Here is a 19,339-nt window from a genome sequence, read left to right on the forward strand (position 1 = left end):
TATTTGAATTCTTTGATATTGGGTCATTATGCTTCACATTCACACAATTCCAGCCTTCAAAGACAATTATTTTTGGTTGATCCAGCCAGATCAACAAGTACCGGATGCTTTTATAGTTGATCCAGGTTCTGCTCAACCTGTTATTGAATGCCTCACCCAATACAAGCTTGATCTGCGGGGAATACTCCTAACCCATCACCACCACGACCATGTTGATGGCGCTGCCGAGCTAAGCGAACTTTTCAACATTCCGATTTACGGCCCAGATTCGCCTCGGATGCCAATGGTTACACACCATCTATATGAGGGAAACAAACTCACCCTTGGCTCTATAGAGGCGGATGTGTTGAAGCTGCCAGGACACACCTTGGATCATATCGCCTATCTCTTCAAACTACCGGGAGATAACCCACGTCTTTTCAGTGGCGACACCCTGTTCGCTGCCGGTTGCGGCCGTTTATTCGATGGCACGGCAGAACTTTTACATAGCTCATTGCAACGTATATCTGAATTGCCAGACAACACACTCATATACGGCGCACACGAATATACGCTCGCCAACCTTCGATTTGCGCTCAGCATAGAGCCAGAAAACGAAGACCTCAAAACAAGGGAAACTGACGAATCGCAAAAGCGAGCTCAAGGTATTCCCACCGTACCTACGCACTTGGAGATAGAGCGGCGAACCAATCCTTTTTTACGTTGTCATTTAAACTCAGTTCGTGGCGCCGTAGAGCATAAATGCGGGAAGCAACTGGCGACCGAAGTTGATGTCTTTATTAATTTGAGACTCCTTAAGGATAACTTCTGAGAACTCAAGCGAATCTTTGGGTTGACCCATTCTGGCGCAATCCATAGACTTGCCCTCTGATGGCGTGGCAGATCAATATTCATACAGCAAGGAGGAGGCAGATAATCACCTATAACGATGTGACTCTATGACATTTATAAATCGACCTCTATTAACGATGGTTTCCCTGACTGCCCTCCTAGCGAGTTGCGATGGCCTGCACCTCAAGCCAGCACCCCAAACTACCGATTCCCCCGCTGAAGCCAAGTGGCATCCAGTTGGCAAAACAGAACAAGCATCCACACAGAAAACCTACGATACCGTTTGGGATCACATTCGAGCCGGATTCAGTTTGCCGCAAGCGTCTAACCCTGCCGTTGATGCACAAATTCGTTTTTACACCAGTAACAAAGCCTACTTTTATAAAATCACGCAGCAAAGCGAACCATTTCTGCATTACGTTGTGAGCGAAATGGAAGCCAACGGTATGCCGATGGAACTTGCGCTTTTGCCATTTATTGAAAGCTCCTACAACCCAACCGCAGCTTCAGCAAGTAATGCGGGAATGTGGCAGTTCGGGGACGCGACTGGACGTAATTTCGGGCTTAAACAAAACTCTTGGTATGACGGGCGAAAAGACGTAGTTGCCTCGACAGATGCGGCTATTCGTCTGCTGAAAAAGCTATACACCAAATTCGATAAGGATTGGTTGTTAGCCGTTGCCGCCTACAATGCTGGTGATGGCGCGATACAACAAGCTGTAGACAAAAATCGCCGCGCAGGAAAACCCACCGATTTTTGGTCGCTACCGCTTAACAAAACAACGCAAGGGTATATTCCACAGCTCTTGGCACTTTCCAAAATTGTGGCTGACCCAAATGTTTACGATTTCAAACTTTACCCTATTGCAGACGTTCCTTACTTCGTCAAAATAAATGTGGACTCGCAAGTGAATCTTGCAGAAGCAGCACAAAATAGCGCCCTTGACGGAGCATTGCTTAAAAAATTGAATTCCGGTTACAAAGGTTGGCTCACAGATCCAACAGAGCCGAGGCAATTACTTGTACCCGTTGACGCTGCGGCGAGCTTTAAACTCCAGCTTGATACCTTACCCAAGGTGGCAAATCTTAAATGGCAGGAACACCAAGTTAAAAAAGGCGACACGCTGGATGCTATTGCAAAGCGTTACGGAGCTGATGCAAACCAAATTAAGACCATCAACAATTTGAAAAGCACCAATCTCAGTTTAGGACAACGCTTGCAGATCCCGCTCTCACCTACCAGTGAAATCCCAACTTCTTTGGCACCCGAAAAAATAGCTGCTGAGCAAACTGTACCAAAGGAAAAGTCCAATTTTTACACCGTAAAATCAGGCGATAACTTATGGTCGATTGCGAAATCGCAAAATATGACGGTCGATGCCCTAACCAAGCTCAACAAGATGACAGCCAATAGCGGGCTTAAACCCGGCCAAAAACTTTTGGTAACCGCTCAAGCGCAAAACAGCGTAGCTTCTCAATCGAAAACGCTTAATTACACCATTAAGTCCGGTGACACCTTAGGTAAGATTGCAGCCAAATACGACGTAAGCGTTAAACAAATTATGGAGTGGAATAAAATAAAAGATGAAACCAGCATTCGCCCTAATCAGGAATTAATTGTGCTGGTTGATGCTAAAAACTAAGCTCAGAGTTTTGGTATAGCGGCTAGTAACTGCTGTGTGTAAGGTTCCCTTGGCGCAGCAAAAATAGCTTCCGTTTTACCTTCTTCAACCAATCGCCCGTTTTGCATAACTAAGACGCGATCGCATAGGTAGCGAACAACCGACATATCATGCGAAATGAATAGCATCGTTAATTGATGCTTTTGCGTTAGCTCTAACAACAACTTCAGAATTTGTGCACGTATAGTGACGTCCAACGCCGACACAGGCTCGTCAGCAATAATTAATTTCGGTTTTAGGGAAATCGCGCGTGCGATGGCGATGCGTTGACGCTGCCCACCCGAGAATTCGTGCGGATATTTTCGAACAGATTGACGATCCAAGCCCACATCATCCAAAAGCTGGTTGACTTGATCTAACACTGTTTTCCGTGTCGCAAGACCGTGTGTTAATAACGGTTCGGCCAAGGTATCAAACACAGTCATTCGAGGATTCAGTGACGCATAGGGATCTTGGAAAATCATCTGAAAATCTCGACGCGCTCGTTTTAAATCGGCGTCCGATAACTTGAGCAAGTTTTGCCCTTCCAATAAAACCTTGCCAGACTGAGCTTCTACCAGACGCATGATGGTGCGCCCTAGAGTAGATTTTCCCGAACCAGACTCGCCCACCACACCCAAAATTTCTCCACGCCTAATCGTCAGGCTAATATCATCAACCGCTTTTTGCGTATTGATCAGTCGTTTAAAAAAAAGGCCTCCGAACTGAGAAAAGTCGGTGTGGAGGTTCTTTATTTCTAAAAAAGGTGGCCGGGTTTCGTCTGCGAGACAAGGTGTGGGTTTAGCTGTTGTTAGAACTGCGCTTAGCAATTTTCGAGTATAAGGTTGCGTTGGATTAGAGAAAATATCTTCAGTTTTGCCTTGCTCTACGAGCTTGCCTTTCTCCATGACCACTACGTGATCTGCCATTTGCGCAGCCACACCCAAATCGTGAGTGATGAAAATAACAGCAAGATTTCGACTGCGTTGCAAATTTTTTATGAGGTTTAGAATTTGCGCTTGCACACTCACGTCCAGTGCCGTTGTGGGTTCATCTGCAATTAATAATTCTGGCTCGCTAATTAAGGCCATAGCGATCATAACGCGCTGGCGCATACCGCCTGAAAATTGGTGAGGGTAATGATCAATTCGTTTTTCTACGTCACGAATACCAACCTCTACCAGAGCATCAATAGAACGCTTACGGGCTTCCTGTTTAGAAATGTCGTGATGCTGCATGACCGTTTCAATAAGTTGATCTGAAACACGCATATAAGGGTTGAGCGAGGTCATTGGATCTTGAAAAATCATGCTGATCTTTCGTCCGCGAATATTGCGCAAGTCAGTCTCGCTCATTCCCAACAAATCTTTGCCTAGAAATAAGGCAGAGCCATTTTCAATGTTGCCTGGGGGCGACGGAATTAACCCCAGCAAACTGTAACAAGCAACGGATTTTCCAGAACCAGATTCTCCGACAATACCCAAAACTTCGCCGGCCTTAACTTCAAAACTTAGATCCTCGACGGCAAGGCTCGCACCATTTCGAGTATTAAAAGCAATACGGAGATTTTTAACGGTTAGCATATAAGGGCTCCAGATCTAATCTTTTGATGCACGGGGATCAAGCGCATCACGCAAACCGTCGCCTAAGAAGTTGAGCGAGAACAAGGTGATTGACAAAGCTAAGCCCGGAAAAATCAGGAGCCAAGGATATTCTTCCATCACCTCAACACCACTCGAAATAAGCGAACCCCATGAGCTTGCAGGTGGTTGAATTCCTAAACCCAGAAAGCTCAAAAAAGATTCCAGCAAAATCACACCTGGAATAGTCAATGTTGTGTAGACGATAACGGGACCGACGACGTTGGGAATCAGGTGACGAGTAATAATTTGCCAAGGCGATAGCCCCATAGTAACGGCGGCTTCAATAAACTCTTGTTGCTTAATGCTCAATACTTGACCGCGCACAATGCGAGCCATGGTTAACCATTCAACAGCACCAATCGCCAAGAAGAGCAACAGCATACTGCTGCCAAAAATAACGGTGAGCAAGATAACGAAGATAGTGAACGGCAAAGCAAATAGCGCATCGACAATACGCATCATAATGGCATCAACCCGCCCACCGAAAAAACCAGCGGTCGCGCCCCATAGCACGCCAATTAAAAGAGCAACGGAGGTTGCGACAAATCCAACCATTAAGGATACACGGCTACCGTACATAATTCGTGTGAGTTGATCGCGCCCCAAAACATCTGTCCCCAACCAATGTTGGGCTGAGGGCGCGGTAGCACCTAGCTCTAAATTCTGTCCATCATAGGTGTAGGGTGCGATAAACGGAGTCAGCAATGCTATGAGAATTAAAACCACCAACACACATAATCCAAACATTGCCAATTTGTTCTTGCGTAAACGCAAGAACGCATCTTCCGTCAAAGAGGTACCGCTTTCGATAATTGTAGTGTTGTTCATGCTTACACCCCGCGCACTTGGTGTCGAAGCTTAGGGTTGAGAAGTAGCAGAACCAAATCTGAAAGAATATTGAACAAGACAATCAAGAATGCAAAAAAAATGGTGCACCCCATAATCATTGTGTAGTCACGGTTGAATGCTGCCTGTATATAAAAACGACCTATCCCCGGGATTTGAAAAAGACTTTCCACCACAAATGAGCCAGCCAGTAAGCCTGCAATGGTTGGCCCCAAAAAGGAAACCGTGGGCGTTAAACCACCACGTAATGCGTGAACAAATATGATTCTTGCGGTTGACATGCCTTTCGCGCGTGCGGTACGAATGTAATCTTGCGACAGAACTTCTAGCATTCCACCGCGCGTTATGCGGGCAATGTATGCTGCGTAAGATGCACCTAAGGTAATCGAAGGAAGAATTTTATCGCCCGGTATTTTTCCCCAGCCTGCTACAGGTAACCATTGCAACCAAATTCCAAAAACCAGCAAGAGTAATGGACCTAATACAAAAGACGGCAAACAAATTCCCATCATGGCACCAGACATTGGAAGATAATCCCAAAGACTATTTGGTTTTACGGATGCCATTATTCCCGCAGCTAGCCCAATAACTAACGCAAACAAAATCGCGTAACAGGCCAACTCAAATGTAACGGGAAACCCCGCCGCAATCAGATCGTTCACAGTGTGACTGGGATATTTAAAGGACGGGCCAAAATCACCTTGCACTAGACTCTCTGTGTATCGTAAAAATTGTTTCCAGGTAGGTTCGTCCAGATAATACCGAGCATTAAGATTTTTCAGAACGTCCGGCGAAACTTTTCGCTCCTGATCGAAGGGCCCACCAGGTGCAGAATGAATTAAAAAAAATGTAACAAGAGTTACCACCAGTAGCACAGGCACTGCTTGCAATAGTCTCTTGAGGATAAAAACAAACATTATTCGAACCTGCTAGTGAGTTGACTCTAAATAAACATATTTGTAAGGGTGATAATCCAGAATATTTTTATAATATCCCTTCACATTAGAGGCAACTAAATTATTGGTAGTGTAAAAGTACAGGGGGATCATGGGCATTTCATCTACCAAAATCTTATCCGCTTCCTGAAAATACGCGAAACGCTCCTCTTGTGTCTTGGCTCGTTTGGAGAGCTCCATCAATTCGTCATAACGTTTACTTCCCCACTCCGAATCATTCATGGGGTCGTGCGTCATCATTGGAAGCAAAAAAGTTGATGGGTCAAGAATATCTGCCACGTTAGCTCGCCTTAAAATTTGAAAGTCGCGGGAATTACGCGCATCCAAATAAACTTTCCATTCCAAATTTCGCAAGGTAATGTCAATCCCAAGATTGTTCTTCCACATTTGCTGGATTGCCAAGGCAACTTTTAAATGATCCGCATGAGTGTTGTAAGTAAGCTCAATTTTGGGAAAGCCTTTACCATCTGGATACCCAGCTTCAGCAAGTAATTTTTTTGCGAGCTGGACATCATATGAAAAATTTACCTTGGCGGTATAACCGTATGGGTTATCGGGCGTGTAATGATAAGCGGGCGTCTGCCCACCTTTGGTAACGTTCTTAACCAAGGACTCTCTGTCAACTGCATAGGCAAGCGCTTTCCTTACGCGAACATCGTCAAAAGGTTTAACTTTATTGTTAAAGAGGTAATAGTAAATTGCATAAAACGGACTCTGATAGTAGTCCGCTGAACCTTTATACTTTTCGGTTTTTTCTGTTGGTAAATATTCGGTTTTATGTAGCTGCCCCGCTTTAAACATTCTCTCCTCAAGTAAAATATTGTCATAGGGATAGAAATTAATTTCATTTAATTTCACATTGGCAGCATCCCAATAGTAAGGATTTTTCTTGACCGAAAACACCACACTTGGAATCCACTCTTTAATCACAAAAGCACCATTACCGACAAAATTTCCAGCTCTTGTCCACCGAGTGCCACGCTCTTTAAATGCATTAAATTTCTCGATTGTCTTTTTTTGCACCGGATACATTGCAAAATTATCCATTTGCAACAAAAAGTATGGGACAGGGAATTTCAAGGTCACTTGGAAGTAAGATTCGTCTAAAGCCTTAATACCAACGTCTTTAAAATCTTTAACCTCGCCTTTGTAATACTCTTCTGCATTTTTTATGACAAAAAAATCCGTCGTGTACTCACACCCAATCTCGGGTTGTAGAACGCGCTTCCAAGAATACTCAAAATCATACGCGGTGAGTTTATCGCCATCAGACCACTTAGCATTGTCGCGAATATGGAATGTATAAACGGTTTGATCTTCTGAAATTTCCCAGGAGTCAGCAACTCCTGGGACAGCTTCAAGCGTTTGAGGATGTTTTGAAACCAACCCTTCAAAGATATTCATTTGCAGGTGATATTCCTGCAAACCAGTCGTTACATGGGGATCAATGTCAGGCGGCTCCAGCGCATTACCAATATGCATTATTTGTTGTTCATTACCGATCTCTACTAGGGTTTTGTGCTTCTCACAACCAGTGAGGATCGGCAAACACACCGCAAAAAAAATAATTACCGCTGAAAACTTCATAATTTATCCGGCGCGATATTAAAGTGACTTTTCCAACTTTCTGGCGAACGCATCAAAACTAAATGGTCTACCCAAAAAATCAGATACCAAATCCGCCGCATCTTTAGACCCGCCCGGAGCTAAAACAGAATTGCGATATTTTAATGCTACAGCTTGATTGCGAAGCCCCTGCTTCTCGAACTCGCTGAACATATCGCTCGCAATCACAAGAGACCACATGTAGGTGTAATAAATGGCTGAATATCCGTTCAGATGGCCAAAGCTTGCATAGAAATGCGTACCGTCTACATAACCGAAGGGAGAATATGTGGCCTGAATTTGTGCGGTAATTTTATCCAGATCTATGTCTGCAGGATTTTTGTTATAGAGATTTAAAGAAGTCGCGGCATAGAACAACTGATGCTTGGTCCAAAGACCGCGCCCGAAATCTCGGCCTGCGCGCATTTTATCCACTAGATTTTTAGGGATCACTTCACCTTTTTCATTGCGAGCGAAACTTGCCAAAGTATCCGCATCCCAAACCCACTCCTCCAACATTTGTGAGGGGGCCTCTACGAAATCCCATTCTGTTTTCACGCCAGAAAACGCTACGCGCTCGTGGTCACCACTAAACATGGTATGTAACAGGTGGCCAAATTCATGTAAAAAAGTTTCCACATCACTATGTTCTAGCAAATCGTTAGGATTTTCACCGCCGGGAAAGTTACACACTAGTGCAGCGATAGGCAGCTGGACACCTTTTATGCCGCTTTGAATCCCAAATTGCGCAGCATGTTTATATTTTCCTTCGCGAGGATGCATGTCGAGATAAAAACGACCAATAACCTTGTCGCCGTCATAAATTTCAAACGCCTTTACCGAAGGGTGCCAAGTTTGGGTTTGCCAAGGTTTAATAGTCACACCAAACATGGCTTGGGTTAAATCGAAAATACCTTGCTGCACCCTAGCGTATGGGAAGTACTGACGAACTTTTTGAGCGTCGACTTGATATTTCTCTTTTTTAATCAGCTCCTGCAAATACATTTTTTGCCAGTCGTTTACACGAGTTGCTTTGGGATCAATTTTTTGCAAACGTTTAAGCAATACTTGGTATTCAGCTTGAGTACGTGGGGTTGCGAGCGTAGATACTTTATCAATGAATTCCTGCGCATTTTTTGGCGACTTTATCATCTTGTCTTCAGTGACGTAGGTCGCGTAATCGCTATAACCTAGCAACTGCGATAGCTCGTATCGCTTAACCAAGAGGTTTTCAAGCACGGGCTTATTTTCAGGATACGCCATGCTGCGATATACCCTGTAAGCGCGCGCTCTTAGCGCATCGCTTTTGGCGTACTGCATTAACGGAATGTAATCGGGAGAGTCTGTGGTAAGAATGATTTTTCCGTCTGAATTTGGCTTGTGGCGCTCAATATAATCCTTCGGAAGACCATCTAGCTCCTTCACCGAAGCAACTTCTATCTTCCTGCCACCATCACGATAATTTTTATCGAATTCCTGACCGATTAAATTTATTTCTTCGCTTAATTTTTTTATCTTGTCACGAGTAGCATCATCTTTATCAACACCGGAGCGGTGAAAATCACGAAGCATATGTTCAAGATAACGCTTATCCTCTGCACCTAATTGGCTGGCGTCGATTTTACTAACCTGATCATATATGGCACGGGATAAACTTATGTCCGTGTTGATCTCAACAAAGTGCTGCTCGCAAGCTTCTGCCGCTGAGCGCACTTCTTTGTTGGGATGAACACTGGAGTAAAGCCCCGCCTTACTCATCTGCGCATCAGATATCATGTCCATCCGGTTAAGCTTGTCTAGCAAGCTTTTATCCTTAGTCGTGGAGACGCTGGAGAAACTATCAAGCTCAAAAGCCAACTTTTTAAAGTCAGTCTCACACTCCGCAAGATACGCCTTCGCCTCTGCATCTGTCGGCAACTCCCAAGCGGGTCGTTGAGTGATCTGGGGTTGTTTAGCATTCGGCTTGGAGCTTGACTGACTGCAGGCAACCATTATCAGGCATACCGCACTCAATACAATTTGTTTGGATTTGCTGTGAACCTTACGGGAAGGGTTGATCATTTTTATCTGCCTTGTTGAATTGATAGTCAGCCTTAAGCGCCGTTGTTTGCCGTAACAGTCTGTAAATGCCAGAACTACAGAAACTTAGCTCATGTTATTACACTTTAATATGCGCTAAAAGATTGGAAAAAGGGATACGAACAACTGCATGAGACACCCGTTTTGTTAAAGTAATCAATAAATTGACACATTTTTTAACAAGTGAATCGCATATTGCTGTACAGCTGCTAAGCTTGGAATAACCTAAACCTAATTAGCATGATTATAACTATGCACGCACACCTGCTAACGGAAGATCAACGTGACTGCCTTCAGGAGATTACCAACGTGGCCATGGGGCGCGCTGGTGACCGGCTAGCCAGACTTTTGGACGTTTTTGTTGTTCTCTCAATACCTCACGTGAGTATCCTCAACCCCACCGATATCGCTATGGCACTTCAGTCCTTGAACCGCGAAAGTAGCGATGTGGTGCATGGGGTATGTCAAGGCTTTATCGGTGGTGGTATAGCAGGCGAAGCCATGCTGATATTCAACGGAACCGATTTCAACGACCTTGCCAGCTTATTGAAGTACGATCGCGTTACTGACGAGCAGGCTGAGTATGAATTGTTAATGGACACCGCTAACGTGTTGAACGGTGCTTGCTTGAAAGGTTTAGCGGAGCAATTGGACACCCATTTTAGCTTCGGCCCACCAATGCTTTTAGGCCAGCACTGCAATATCGCTGACCTGCTCCAAAACAACAATATGAGCTGGAAACAGGCATTAGTAGTTGAAATCAACTACTCTATTGAGAACCACAAGATCAATTGCGATCTACTAATAGTAATTGCTGAACACTCGATCGATGGTTTGGTAGAAAAACTCAATTACTTACTCGACTAGAAGCTGCCCATATCGCATGACAACGAACAATAAAGATTTCAGTAAGTTTTTCGAAGATGTCCATTGGTTTATGGACATCCTCCAAAACATTGATGTTGGCCTGGTGGTAATGGATCGCAATTACCAGGTGGTTATGTGGAACAGCTTTATGCAGAACCACAGCGGCAAAACCCCGGAAGACGTATTGCAACGCAGTATTTTTAGCGTCTTCCCTGAGCTTTCCGAAACGTGGTTTAAGCACAAGGCTCAATCAGTATTTGTGCTGCAGAACGCTACATTCACCACTTGGGAACAGCGCCCTTACCTCTTCCGCTTTCCACACTATCGCCCTATCACCGGCACAGCGGAACACATGTACCAAAACAGCACCATTATTCCTCTAATGGACTCTAAGGGGCATGTAGAGCAAATTTGTTTGATCATCTATGACGTAACCGATACCGCCATTAACAAGATGGCCCAACAACAAGCAAACAATCAGCTGCAAAACCTTAGCCGCACCGACCACCTTACCGGATTGTTTAACCGTGGCTATTGGGAGTTGCGCCTGATCCAAGAATTTAAGCGTTATGATCGTTACGATCAGGCATCAACCTTGATCATGATGGACATTGACCACTTTAAGAAAGTTAATGATAAATACGGACATACCGTAGGTGATGACGTTATTCGCCAAGTAAGCCGCGCGTTAAAAGAACAAGTACGCGATCTGGATATAGCTGGACGATACGGCGGTGAAGAGTTCGGTGTGATTCTTACCGGTACCGATGTGAAAGGTGCTAGCGTTTTTGCGGAAAGATTACGCACCAGTGTTGAGAAAATGGTTGTTGTTTCCGAAGGACAGCAAGTGAGATTTACGATTAGCTTGGGTCTCGCGCAACTTACCGACAAAGTGGCCGATCATAGAGCCTGGATTGAAAAAGCCGATGCTGCGCTTTACCAATCCAAAGAGGGCGGCCGAAACCGGTTCACTATCGCTGAATAAAAATCATTTAAACAAATAAGGGAACAATTGTTGTTTTTGCGCTTCGCTAAGAGCAGCTACAGTTTCCTTGTTTCGTTCTGGAATTTCTTCTACGCCCTCAAAAAAACCTAGTGCTTTTTCCAGGCTAGCTTCACGAATAATGTGAATGATCGGATAAGGCGAACGGTTCGTCAGATTCTCCACATCCTCTGGCTCTGCGCCCGCAAAGCAGTAATCAGGATGAAAGCTCGCTAGCTGATAAATGCCCAACCATCCTCGCCTCTTCAATTGCGATTGAGCCCATGCTAGACAATGGTTGTAGTCGAAAAAATCCGTTAACGCCTTTGGAATTATCAACAAAGTTGTTTCGAGTTCAGAGACAGGTGTTTTATCAAGTAACTCCATCTCTAAAAATAAATCGGCTAAAACGTCTTCTTCAGTAGACGCATCACTTACCACAAGCCTTACCCGATTTTCGCGCGTTGGCTTGCCTGAGAATGGACAAAGGTTTAAGCCTATGACGACCGAGTTCAACCAGAGCAGAACGTCTTTTTCTACCGCACTCATAAACAGGCCTCAATATCACGCACATAAAAAAAGAGCTGCAAGCAGCTCTTTTTGTGAATCACTAACTTGCATTAGTTCTTAATTTTCGCAACTTCTTGCAAGTGAGTTTGGTAGCTCTTGAAATCATACTCACCATTAATGTTTGCCAATTGTTGCGAAATAGCGGCACGTTGTTCGGCAGGAACTTTATCTTCTCCCGCTAATTGAACACCATTTAAAGCTACAACTGCATAACCACCTTTAGCCGTCTTAACGCTACCAAAAACGGATTTTCCAGCAGATGGTGCCGCAAGACTGAAAGCGTATTGCAGCACGTCACGATCAGCAGAGCTATCAGAGCGGGTTACACCAGCTGCTGACTTCACTTCAAAGCCCAGAGTCTTAGCTTGATCGGCAATTGAACCACCAGCGTTTAACGCAGCCACTACGTCAGTCGCTTGTTTAGACAGGAGCACCTGTACTTTTTCCGCACGAACGACTGCAGCAATTTGATCTTTTACCAAATCCAACGGTTGCAACTGTGCTGGTTTACGATCCGTCTTCTTCAGCACAACAACGCGACTTGGCTCCAATTCGATAATCTCGCTAGCGTTACCCTGCTCTAACACTTCCGTTGAAAACGCGGCATTAACAAATGCGTTATTCGCGGTCAGATCCTTACCATTGGTTTTGGTAAACAACCCGGTATTCTGTGCAGTCAGACCTAATTCTTTAGCCACGTCATTCAAGCTATCCGCGTTGTAAGCTAAATCCTTAAGTTTCTCTAGCTTCACTCCGAACTGGGCTTCAGCTTCGGTACGTTTTAGTTGATCAACAATACTCGCTTTTGACTCCTCAAAGGTAGGCGCTTTGGAGCCGCGTTCTGATACCAGCTTAATAATATGAACGCCCGCATCGGTTTTCACGGGAGCAGAAATCTCACCTACTTTCAACTTGGCCAATGCAGCCTCAAACTCAGCAGGAAACGCGTCACCAGATGAAAAACCCAAATCGCCGCCTTGATTCTTTGAGCCCGAGTCAGCAGAAAACTCACTCGCCAGTTTTGCAAAATCTTCCCCTGCTGCCAATTTAGCCTTCACTTCTTCAGCACGCTTCTGAGCATCCGCGCCTTCAAATAAAATATGTGCAGCTTGGCGCTCTGTTTTAGCAACAAATGTTTTTGAGTTTTGCTCAAACTGCTTCTGAACTTGATCATCAGTCACGGTAATATTTTTAGCCAATTCACCAATACTCAATTCAACATAGTCAACAGCAACTTGTTCTGGTGTTGTGTAGGTAGCAGCATTTGCGTCGTAATTCGCTTTAATATCTTGATCTTCAACAACAACTGATTTTTCTACAGATTCTGTTGGAATTACGAAGTAACTAAAGTCGCGCGATTGAAAACTCAATCCAATAATATTTTTTAACTCAGCAGGAGTTACGAAAGATGAGTTAGCAATAGCAAATTGCAATTGATTGATTACCGTATCTTCCGCAAGTGCTTTTTGATATTTGGCAGGCGTTAAGCCTTGGTAACGAAGTAATTGAACGAAACGATCTTGGTTGAACACGCCGTCTTGCTGAAACACTGGAGCACTAACTATTTCTTTGTTGATAGCGGCAGTATTCGCAGCCAAACCACCTTTTTTCGCAGCCTGGGATAACAATGCGCGCTGAATTAAGCCCTCGATAACTGGCTGACGTAATTTTTCATCAGTGAGGTATTCCGCAGGAACTGAATCTCCGTAACGACTAATAATTTGTTGCTTGCGACTTTGAATACCGCGGGCAATATCATCTTCGGTAATTTTTTCACCGTTAACAGCTATGCCTTTATTGGCCGCACCATAATTTTGAAAAAGAGCCTCGGTCCCGAACAACGCAAAAATCACAATAATAAAACCGATAATGACTTTCGCAATCATGCCCGTAGACTTGTCGCGCAATTCTTGTAGCATTTTAAACTCCCAACAGACTCTTTAATCTATACGCACAAAAGCATTCAAAACTATGCTGCTTTGCAAACAAATTCAGATAAACCATTAATAAAAAAGGCGCACTTTACAATGCGCCTTTTTCCTACCCTACCACCAACGTGATGAACAGAAGTCGGCAGCACTACAATATTAATTTACAGCGTCTTTCAACGCTTTACCGGCTTTAAAGCCTGGCACTTTAGAAGCAGCAATTTGAATTTCTTTACCAGTTTGTGGGTTACGACCAGTACGTGCTGCACGCTCTTTAACAGCGAAAGTACCGAAACCAACCAACACAACTGAATCACCACTTTTGAGGGCATTAGTGATATTTTCTACAACTGCATCCAATGCGCGACCGGCGGCGGCTTTAGGAATATCTGCTGACGCGGCAATCGCTTCGATAAGTTCAGTTTTGTTCACACTTGACCCCTTTCTGATTATTTGTTCAATTAATTTGCGCTCGCACCTCTCTGAGAAGCATGCGGTGCGCGGCCTATACAATAAATGAATTGCGATTTATACCAACTGAGGAGAGGAGGGTCAAGGAAACATCAAACATTCTGCAAAGCATTTTACGTTCTGATCATTTTGTAATCGCCATCCCTGGCCAGATTGTGTCGTTTCAACACATAAGCATTTAGTGAGTACTTATACGAGCGGCATCAGACTTTTGCGCAGCCTGCTCTAACGCGCGGTATTCCTCATCAGATAAAGGCTTTGGCATATGCTGAAGCGCAATTTCGAGCACCTCATCAATCCACTGTACGGGCTTAATGGAAAGATCGGCCTTGATATTGGCTGGGATCTCCTTTAAATCACGCTCATTGCCCGCTGGGATCACAACCGTTTTAATTCCACCTCTGTGAGCGGCGAGCAGCTTTTCTTTCAAGCCGCCGATTCGCAAGACCTCACCACGCAGTGTAATTTCGCCGGTCATAGCGACATCCGCACGCACAGGAATTCCGGTTTGCACAGAAACTAAGGCTGTACACATGGCGATACCCGCACTAGGACCATCTTTGGGCGTCGCCCCCTCAGGAACATGGATATGAATATCCACTTTCTCGTGGTAATCCGGCGCTATACCCAATATCTGCGCACGTGATCTCACGACAGTCAAGGCAGCTTGAATCGACTCCTGCATTACATCACCAAGAGAACCAGTTTTGATAATGCGCCCCTTACCTGTAACGGCGGAAGATTCGATAGTAAGCAGCTCACCGCCAACTTGAGTCCACGCTAAGCCAGTTACTTGACCAACTTGATCGTTAGTTTCGGCTTTTCCAAAGTCAAATTTGTGAACGCCAAGCAATTCTTCCAGCTCGGAGGATGTAACCACGTCGGCCGTTAATTTCTTTTCCTTAACGTGACGGGTAACGATCTTACGGCAGAGCTTGGCAATTTCGCGTTCAAGACCGCGCACTCCCGCTTCGCGCGTGTAATAACGCACTATGTCACGAATAACTTCCGGTTTAATCTCAACCTCGTTTTCTTTCAAACCGTTAGCCTTCATTTGCTTTGGAATCAGGTAACGAGTCGCGATATTGAGCTTCTCATCCTCCGTGTAACCAGGAATACGAATAACTTCCATACGGTCCAGCAGCGGACCTGGGATATTCATGGAATTAGATGTACAAACGAACATCACATCAGACAGATCGTAATCCACTTCAAGATAGTGATCATTGAAGTGATTGTTCTGTTCAGGATCCAAAACCTCCAGCAAAGCAGATGCCGGATCGCCGCGATTATCCATTCCCATCTTGTCGATTTCGTCGAGCAAGAACAGCGGATTTTTTACGCCAACTTTCGCCATCTTTTGAATGAGCTTACCAGGCAAAGAGCCAATATAGGTTCTACGATGCCCACGGATCTCAGCTTCGTCGCGGACACCGCCGAGAGCCATGCGAACAAATTCACGATTAGTCGCGCGTGCAATGGATTCACCCAAGGATGTTTTACCAACACCTGGTGGGCCTACTAAACATAAGATTGGACCCTTAACTTTTTTCACGCGCTGTTGAACAGCGAGATACTCAAGGATGCGCTCTTTAACTTCGTCCAAACCAAAATGGTCTTTATTCAAAACTTCTTCGGCGCGTACAAGATCGTGGCGAACTTTGCTGCGTTTGGACCACGGTACTTTAACCATCCAGTCAATATAAGCACGCAGAACCGATGCCTCCGCTGACATGGGAGACATCATTTTTAATTTATTGGCTTCAGCACGCGCTTTATCTTCGGCGTCTTTAGGCATACCGGCGGCAGCGATTTTTTTCTCGATCTCGTCCGCTTCGCTAACATCCTCACCCATTTCGCCAAGCTCTTTTTGAATGGCTTTAATTTGCTCATTCAAGTAATACTCGCGCTGGCTTTTTTCCATTTGTTTTTTCACGCGGCCACGAATTTTTTTCTCAACCTGAAATACATCCACTTCGGTATCCATTAATCCGAGCAGATGATCGAGACGCGCACGAACATCAATAATTTCTAAAATGGCTTGCTTCTGCGCAAGCTCAAGAGACATGTGCGCAGCAATGGTATCCGTCAAGCGACCGGGATCATCTATACCAGACAAAGAGGTAATAACTTCCGCTGGGACTTTCTTACTTAGATTCACGTATTGTTCAAACTGACTCACTGCGGCCGAAACCATCGCGTGAGCTTCAGCGCTAGACACACCAATTTCTTCCAGCGGAGAAATTTGAGCTTTGAAGTGAGTTTCAAGCTCTTCAATCTTTTCAATTTGCGCGCGCTCTTTACCTTCAATTAAAACTTTAACCGTGCCATCGGGCAGTTTGAGTAATTGAAGAATTGAGGCGATAGTGCCAACTTGATAAACATCCTCAGCTTTGGGGTCATCAAGTGCCGGATTCTTTTGCGCTACCAATAAAACATGTTTATCCGCAGCCATAGCAATTTCGAGCGCTTCAATCGATTTTTGGCGGCCGACAAATAAAGGGGTAACCATATGCGGATAAACCACGACGTCGCGCAAAGGCAACAAAGGTAGTTCATTTAATACTTGCGAAGTTAAATCTTGTGTTTCCATTAGGCATCCTCAGGTGTGAGGTAAAGACCTCATTTACACAACTAAGAGTGGGGGAAGTTTCCCAAATTACAAGTTTGATGACGTTAAATAAGTAAAAAGGGCGCTAAATTGCGCCCTTTCGATACACTCTGAATAAAAAATCAACAAAACAGATTATTCATCCGAAGCAGCTTTTGCGGGCATGTCAGCGTTTTCGTATACCAACAGTGGTTCAGATTCGCCTTTAATGACTGATTCATCCACCACAACTTTAACCACATTTTCTTCCGAAGGAATCTTATACATTGTATCGAGCAGTACATTTTCCATAATGGAACGCAAACCACGCGCTCCTGTTTTTCGTTCCATTGCACGCGCAGCAACCGCTTCAAGTGCGTCGGGACGGAAATCTATGGCAACGCCTTCCATCTCGAACAAACGTGCGTATTGTTTAGTCAATGCGTTTTTGGGTTCTGTCAAAATTTGGATAAGAGCGGCTTTGTCCAATTCATCCAAGGTCGCAATAACGGGTAAGCGGCCTACGAACTCCGGAATCAAACCGTACTTCACCAAATCTTCTGGTTCCAAGTCATGCAAGGTTTCGCCGAAGTTACGCTTTTCATCTTTGCTTTTAACTTCTGCACTGAAACCAATACCGCCCTTCTCCGAACGGTCGCGAATAACTTTATCCAAACCAGCGAAAGCACCGCCACAGATAAATAGAATATTGGAAGTATCAACTTGCAAAAATTCTTGCTGCGGATGTTTGCGACCGCCCTGCGGAGGAACAGACGCCACAGTACCTTCGATTAGCTTCAACAAAGCTTGTTGCACGCCCTCACCGGATACATCTCGCGTAATCGACGGGTTATCTGATTTGCGTGAAATCTTGTCGATTTCGTCAATGTAAACAATACCCTGTTGAGCTTTATCTACATCGTAATCACATTTTTGCAATAACTTTTGAATAATGTTCTCAACGTCTTCACCAACATAACCCGCTTCGGTCAAGGTAGTTGCGTCAGCAATGGTGAAAGGAACATCAAGCAAACGAGCCAAAGTTTCGGCAAGCAAAGTTTTACCGCTACCTGTTGGACCAACAAGCAGGATGTTACTTTTACCTAATTCAACCGGCTCTTTCTCCTTGGTTTTTGAACCAAGACGCAAGCGTTTGTAGTGATTGTAAACAGCTACCGCCAACACTTTTTTCGCGCGGCGTTGACCAATAACATATTGGTCAAGAATGGCAGAAATTTCGTGCGGCTTTGGCAACTTTTCGGACGAACCTTCGGTTGCACTTTCTTGAATCTCTTCGCGAATAATATCGTTACAAAGATCAACACACTCATCGCAAATAAATACGGATGGACCCGCAATTAACTTGCGAACCTCATGTTGGCTTTTACCGCAAAAAGAACAGTAAAGTAACTTTCCGTTTTTATCGCCTGTATCACCAGTGTGATCGGTCATTTGGAACTACTCCATCTTGAGTAAGCAAAATATCTGCTCAGGAAAAATCGTAAAACAACTAAACATTATCCGATACGGAGTTAGTGTAGCTTTGGATTAACGAACGCGCTTCTCGATAACATCATCGATTAAGCCATAAGCCTTGGCTTGCTCGGCAGACATGAAATTATCACGCTCAGTATCAATTTCAATTTTTTCAATTGGTTGACCGCAGTGAAACGCCATCAACTCATTTAACCGCGAGCGCATTTTCAAAATTTCTTGCGCCTGAATATGAATATCAGAGGCTTGACCCTGTGCACCACCGCTTGGCTGGTGAATCATAACGCGTGAGTTAGGCAAGCAGAAACGCTTACCTTTGGCGCCAGCGTTTAGTAAAAACGCTCCCATACTGCACGCCTGACCAATACACATAGTGCTTACGTCTGGCTTGATGAACTGCATGGTGTCGTAAATCGACATACCAGCGGTTACGGAACCACCGGGAGAATTAATGTACAGATGAATGTCTTTATCTGGGTTCTCAGCCTCTAAAAACAAGAGCTGGGCAACCACGAGGTTCGCCATATAGTCTTCAACGGGGCCAACCAGAAAAATAACGCGCTCTTTTAATAAGCGGGAATAGATATCGAATGAGCGCTCACCGCGGGCGGTCTGCTCGATCACCATAGGTACCAAGCCGCCAGCTGCCATAGGTGATGGGTTTTTCAAATAATCGTAAGACATATTGCCTTTTATCCTTAAACAAAGGTTACAGCAACTTTGGGTTAACCCTAAGTCGAGAGAATTGACAATAAGGAGCTTAACCTGTGATTTGATTATATGCCAGTATCAAGCGTAAATTGGGGAGAAATTGCG

15 protein-coding genes are annotated in these 19,339 nt (G+C 44.6%); 4 read left to right on the forward strand and 11 right to left on the reverse strand.

Going from position 1 to position 19,339, the window contains the following annotated elements; genetic code table 11:
- Nucleotides 1–28 precede the first annotated feature (28 nt).
- Together gloB and U1F02_RS01755 are read left to right on the forward strand one after the other, a co-directional pair.
- A complete protein-coding gene (gloB, locus tag U1F02_RS01750; RefSeq protein ID WP_409988624.1) occupies nt 29–811 on the forward strand; it encodes a hydroxyacylglutathione hydrolase in 783 nt (260 codons plus the stop codon).
- 127 nt (nt 812–938) lie between these two features.
- The gene (locus U1F02_RS01755) at nt 939–2,474 is read left to right on the forward strand and encodes a LysM peptidoglycan-binding domain-containing protein (RefSeq protein WP_409988625.1); all 1,536 of its coding nucleotides are present in this window, start codon (nt 939–941) and stop codon (nt 2,472–2,474) included.
- A 2-nt stretch (nt 2,475–2,476) separates the two neighbouring features.
- On the opposite strand, the gene U1F02_RS01760 is transcribed toward U1F02_RS01755, so the two are convergent.
- The 5 genes from U1F02_RS01760 to U1F02_RS01780 are packed head-to-tail and all read right to left on the reverse strand — an operon-like array spanning nt 2,477 to nt 9,603.
- Nucleotides 2,477–4,075: an ABC transporter ATP-binding protein gene (locus tag U1F02_RS01760; RefSeq protein WP_409988626.1), complete on the reverse strand. Its 1,599-nt coding sequence runs from the start codon at nt 4,073–4,075 to the stop codon at nt 2,477–2,479.
- A 15-nt stretch (nt 4,076–4,090) separates the two neighbouring features.
- Entirely contained in the window at nt 4,091–4,963 is an 873-nt protein-coding gene (locus U1F02_RS01765; protein ID WP_409988627.1) for an ABC transporter permease, read from the reverse strand.
- 2 nt (nt 4,964–4,965) lie between these two features.
- Nucleotides 4,966–5,898: an ABC transporter permease gene (locus U1F02_RS01770; protein ID WP_409988628.1), complete on the reverse strand. Its 933-nt coding sequence runs from the start codon at nt 5,896–5,898 to the stop codon at nt 4,966–4,968.
- 12 nt (nt 5,899–5,910) lie between these two features.
- Nucleotides 5,911–7,524, reverse strand: a complete 1,614-nt coding sequence (locus tag U1F02_RS01775) for a peptide ABC transporter substrate-binding protein (RefSeq protein WP_409988629.1) — start codon at nt 7,522–7,524, stop codon at nt 5,911–5,913.
- A gap of 18 nt (nt 7,525–7,542) precedes the next feature.
- Nucleotides 7,543–9,603, reverse strand: coding sequence for a M3 family metallopeptidase (locus U1F02_RS01780; RefSeq protein ID WP_409988630.1), 2,061 nt, complete (start codon nt 9,601–9,603; stop codon nt 7,543–7,545).
- 270 nt (nt 9,604–9,873) lie between these two features.
- Here U1F02_RS01780 and U1F02_RS01785 point away from each other — a divergent pair, with 270 nt between their 5' ends.
- On the forward strand, nt 9,874–10,488 hold the full coding sequence (locus tag U1F02_RS01785) for a histidine kinase (protein WP_409988631.1): 615 nt from the start codon (nt 9,874–9,876) through the stop codon (nt 10,486–10,488).
- A gap of 16 nt (nt 10,489–10,504) precedes the next feature.
- Nucleotides 10,505–11,473, forward strand: a complete 969-nt coding sequence (locus U1F02_RS01790) for a diguanylate cyclase (protein ID WP_409988632.1) — start codon at nt 10,505–10,507, stop codon at nt 11,471–11,473.
- 3 nt (nt 11,474–11,476) lie between these two features.
- Here the strand turns inward: U1F02_RS01790 and U1F02_RS01795 are convergent, their stop codons facing one another.
- The 6 genes from U1F02_RS01795 to clpP form a co-directional block, all read right to left on the reverse strand.
- A complete protein-coding gene (locus tag U1F02_RS01795; RefSeq protein ID WP_409988633.1) occupies nt 11,477–12,019 on the reverse strand; it encodes a DUF1415 domain-containing protein in 543 nt (180 codons plus the stop codon).
- A gap of 71 nt (nt 12,020–12,090) precedes the next feature.
- Nucleotides 12,091–13,959 carry a SurA N-terminal domain-containing protein gene (locus U1F02_RS01800; protein WP_409988634.1) on the reverse strand — a complete coding sequence of 623 codons (1,869 nt, stop codon included), beginning with the start codon at nt 13,957–13,959 and terminating at the stop codon, nt 12,091–12,093.
- Nucleotides 13,960–14,127: 168 nt separating this feature from the next.
- A complete protein-coding gene (locus tag U1F02_RS01805) occupies nt 14,128–14,430 on the reverse strand; it encodes an HU family DNA-binding protein (protein WP_409989056.1) in 303 nt (100 codons plus the stop codon).
- Nucleotides 14,431–14,617: 187 nt separating this feature from the next.
- Nucleotides 14,618–17,032 carry an endopeptidase La gene (lon, locus tag U1F02_RS01810; protein WP_409988635.1) on the reverse strand — a complete coding sequence of 805 codons (2,415 nt, stop codon included), beginning with the start codon at nt 17,030–17,032 and terminating at the stop codon, nt 14,618–14,620.
- Between the two features lie 153 nt (nt 17,033–17,185).
- A complete protein-coding gene (gene clpX, locus U1F02_RS01815) occupies nt 17,186–18,481 on the reverse strand; it encodes an ATP-dependent Clp protease ATP-binding subunit ClpX (protein WP_409988636.1) in 1,296 nt (431 codons plus the stop codon).
- A gap of 96 nt (nt 18,482–18,577) precedes the next feature.
- Nucleotides 18,578–19,207: an ATP-dependent Clp endopeptidase proteolytic subunit ClpP gene (clpP, locus tag U1F02_RS01820; protein WP_409988637.1), complete on the reverse strand. Its 630-nt coding sequence runs from the start codon at nt 19,205–19,207 to the stop codon at nt 18,578–18,580.
- Nucleotides 19,208–19,339: the final 132 nt, after the last annotated feature.

This window comes from Cellvibrio sp., from assembly GCF_046347455.1.
GTDB lineage: Bacteria > Pseudomonadota > Gammaproteobacteria > Pseudomonadales > Cellvibrionaceae > Cellvibrio.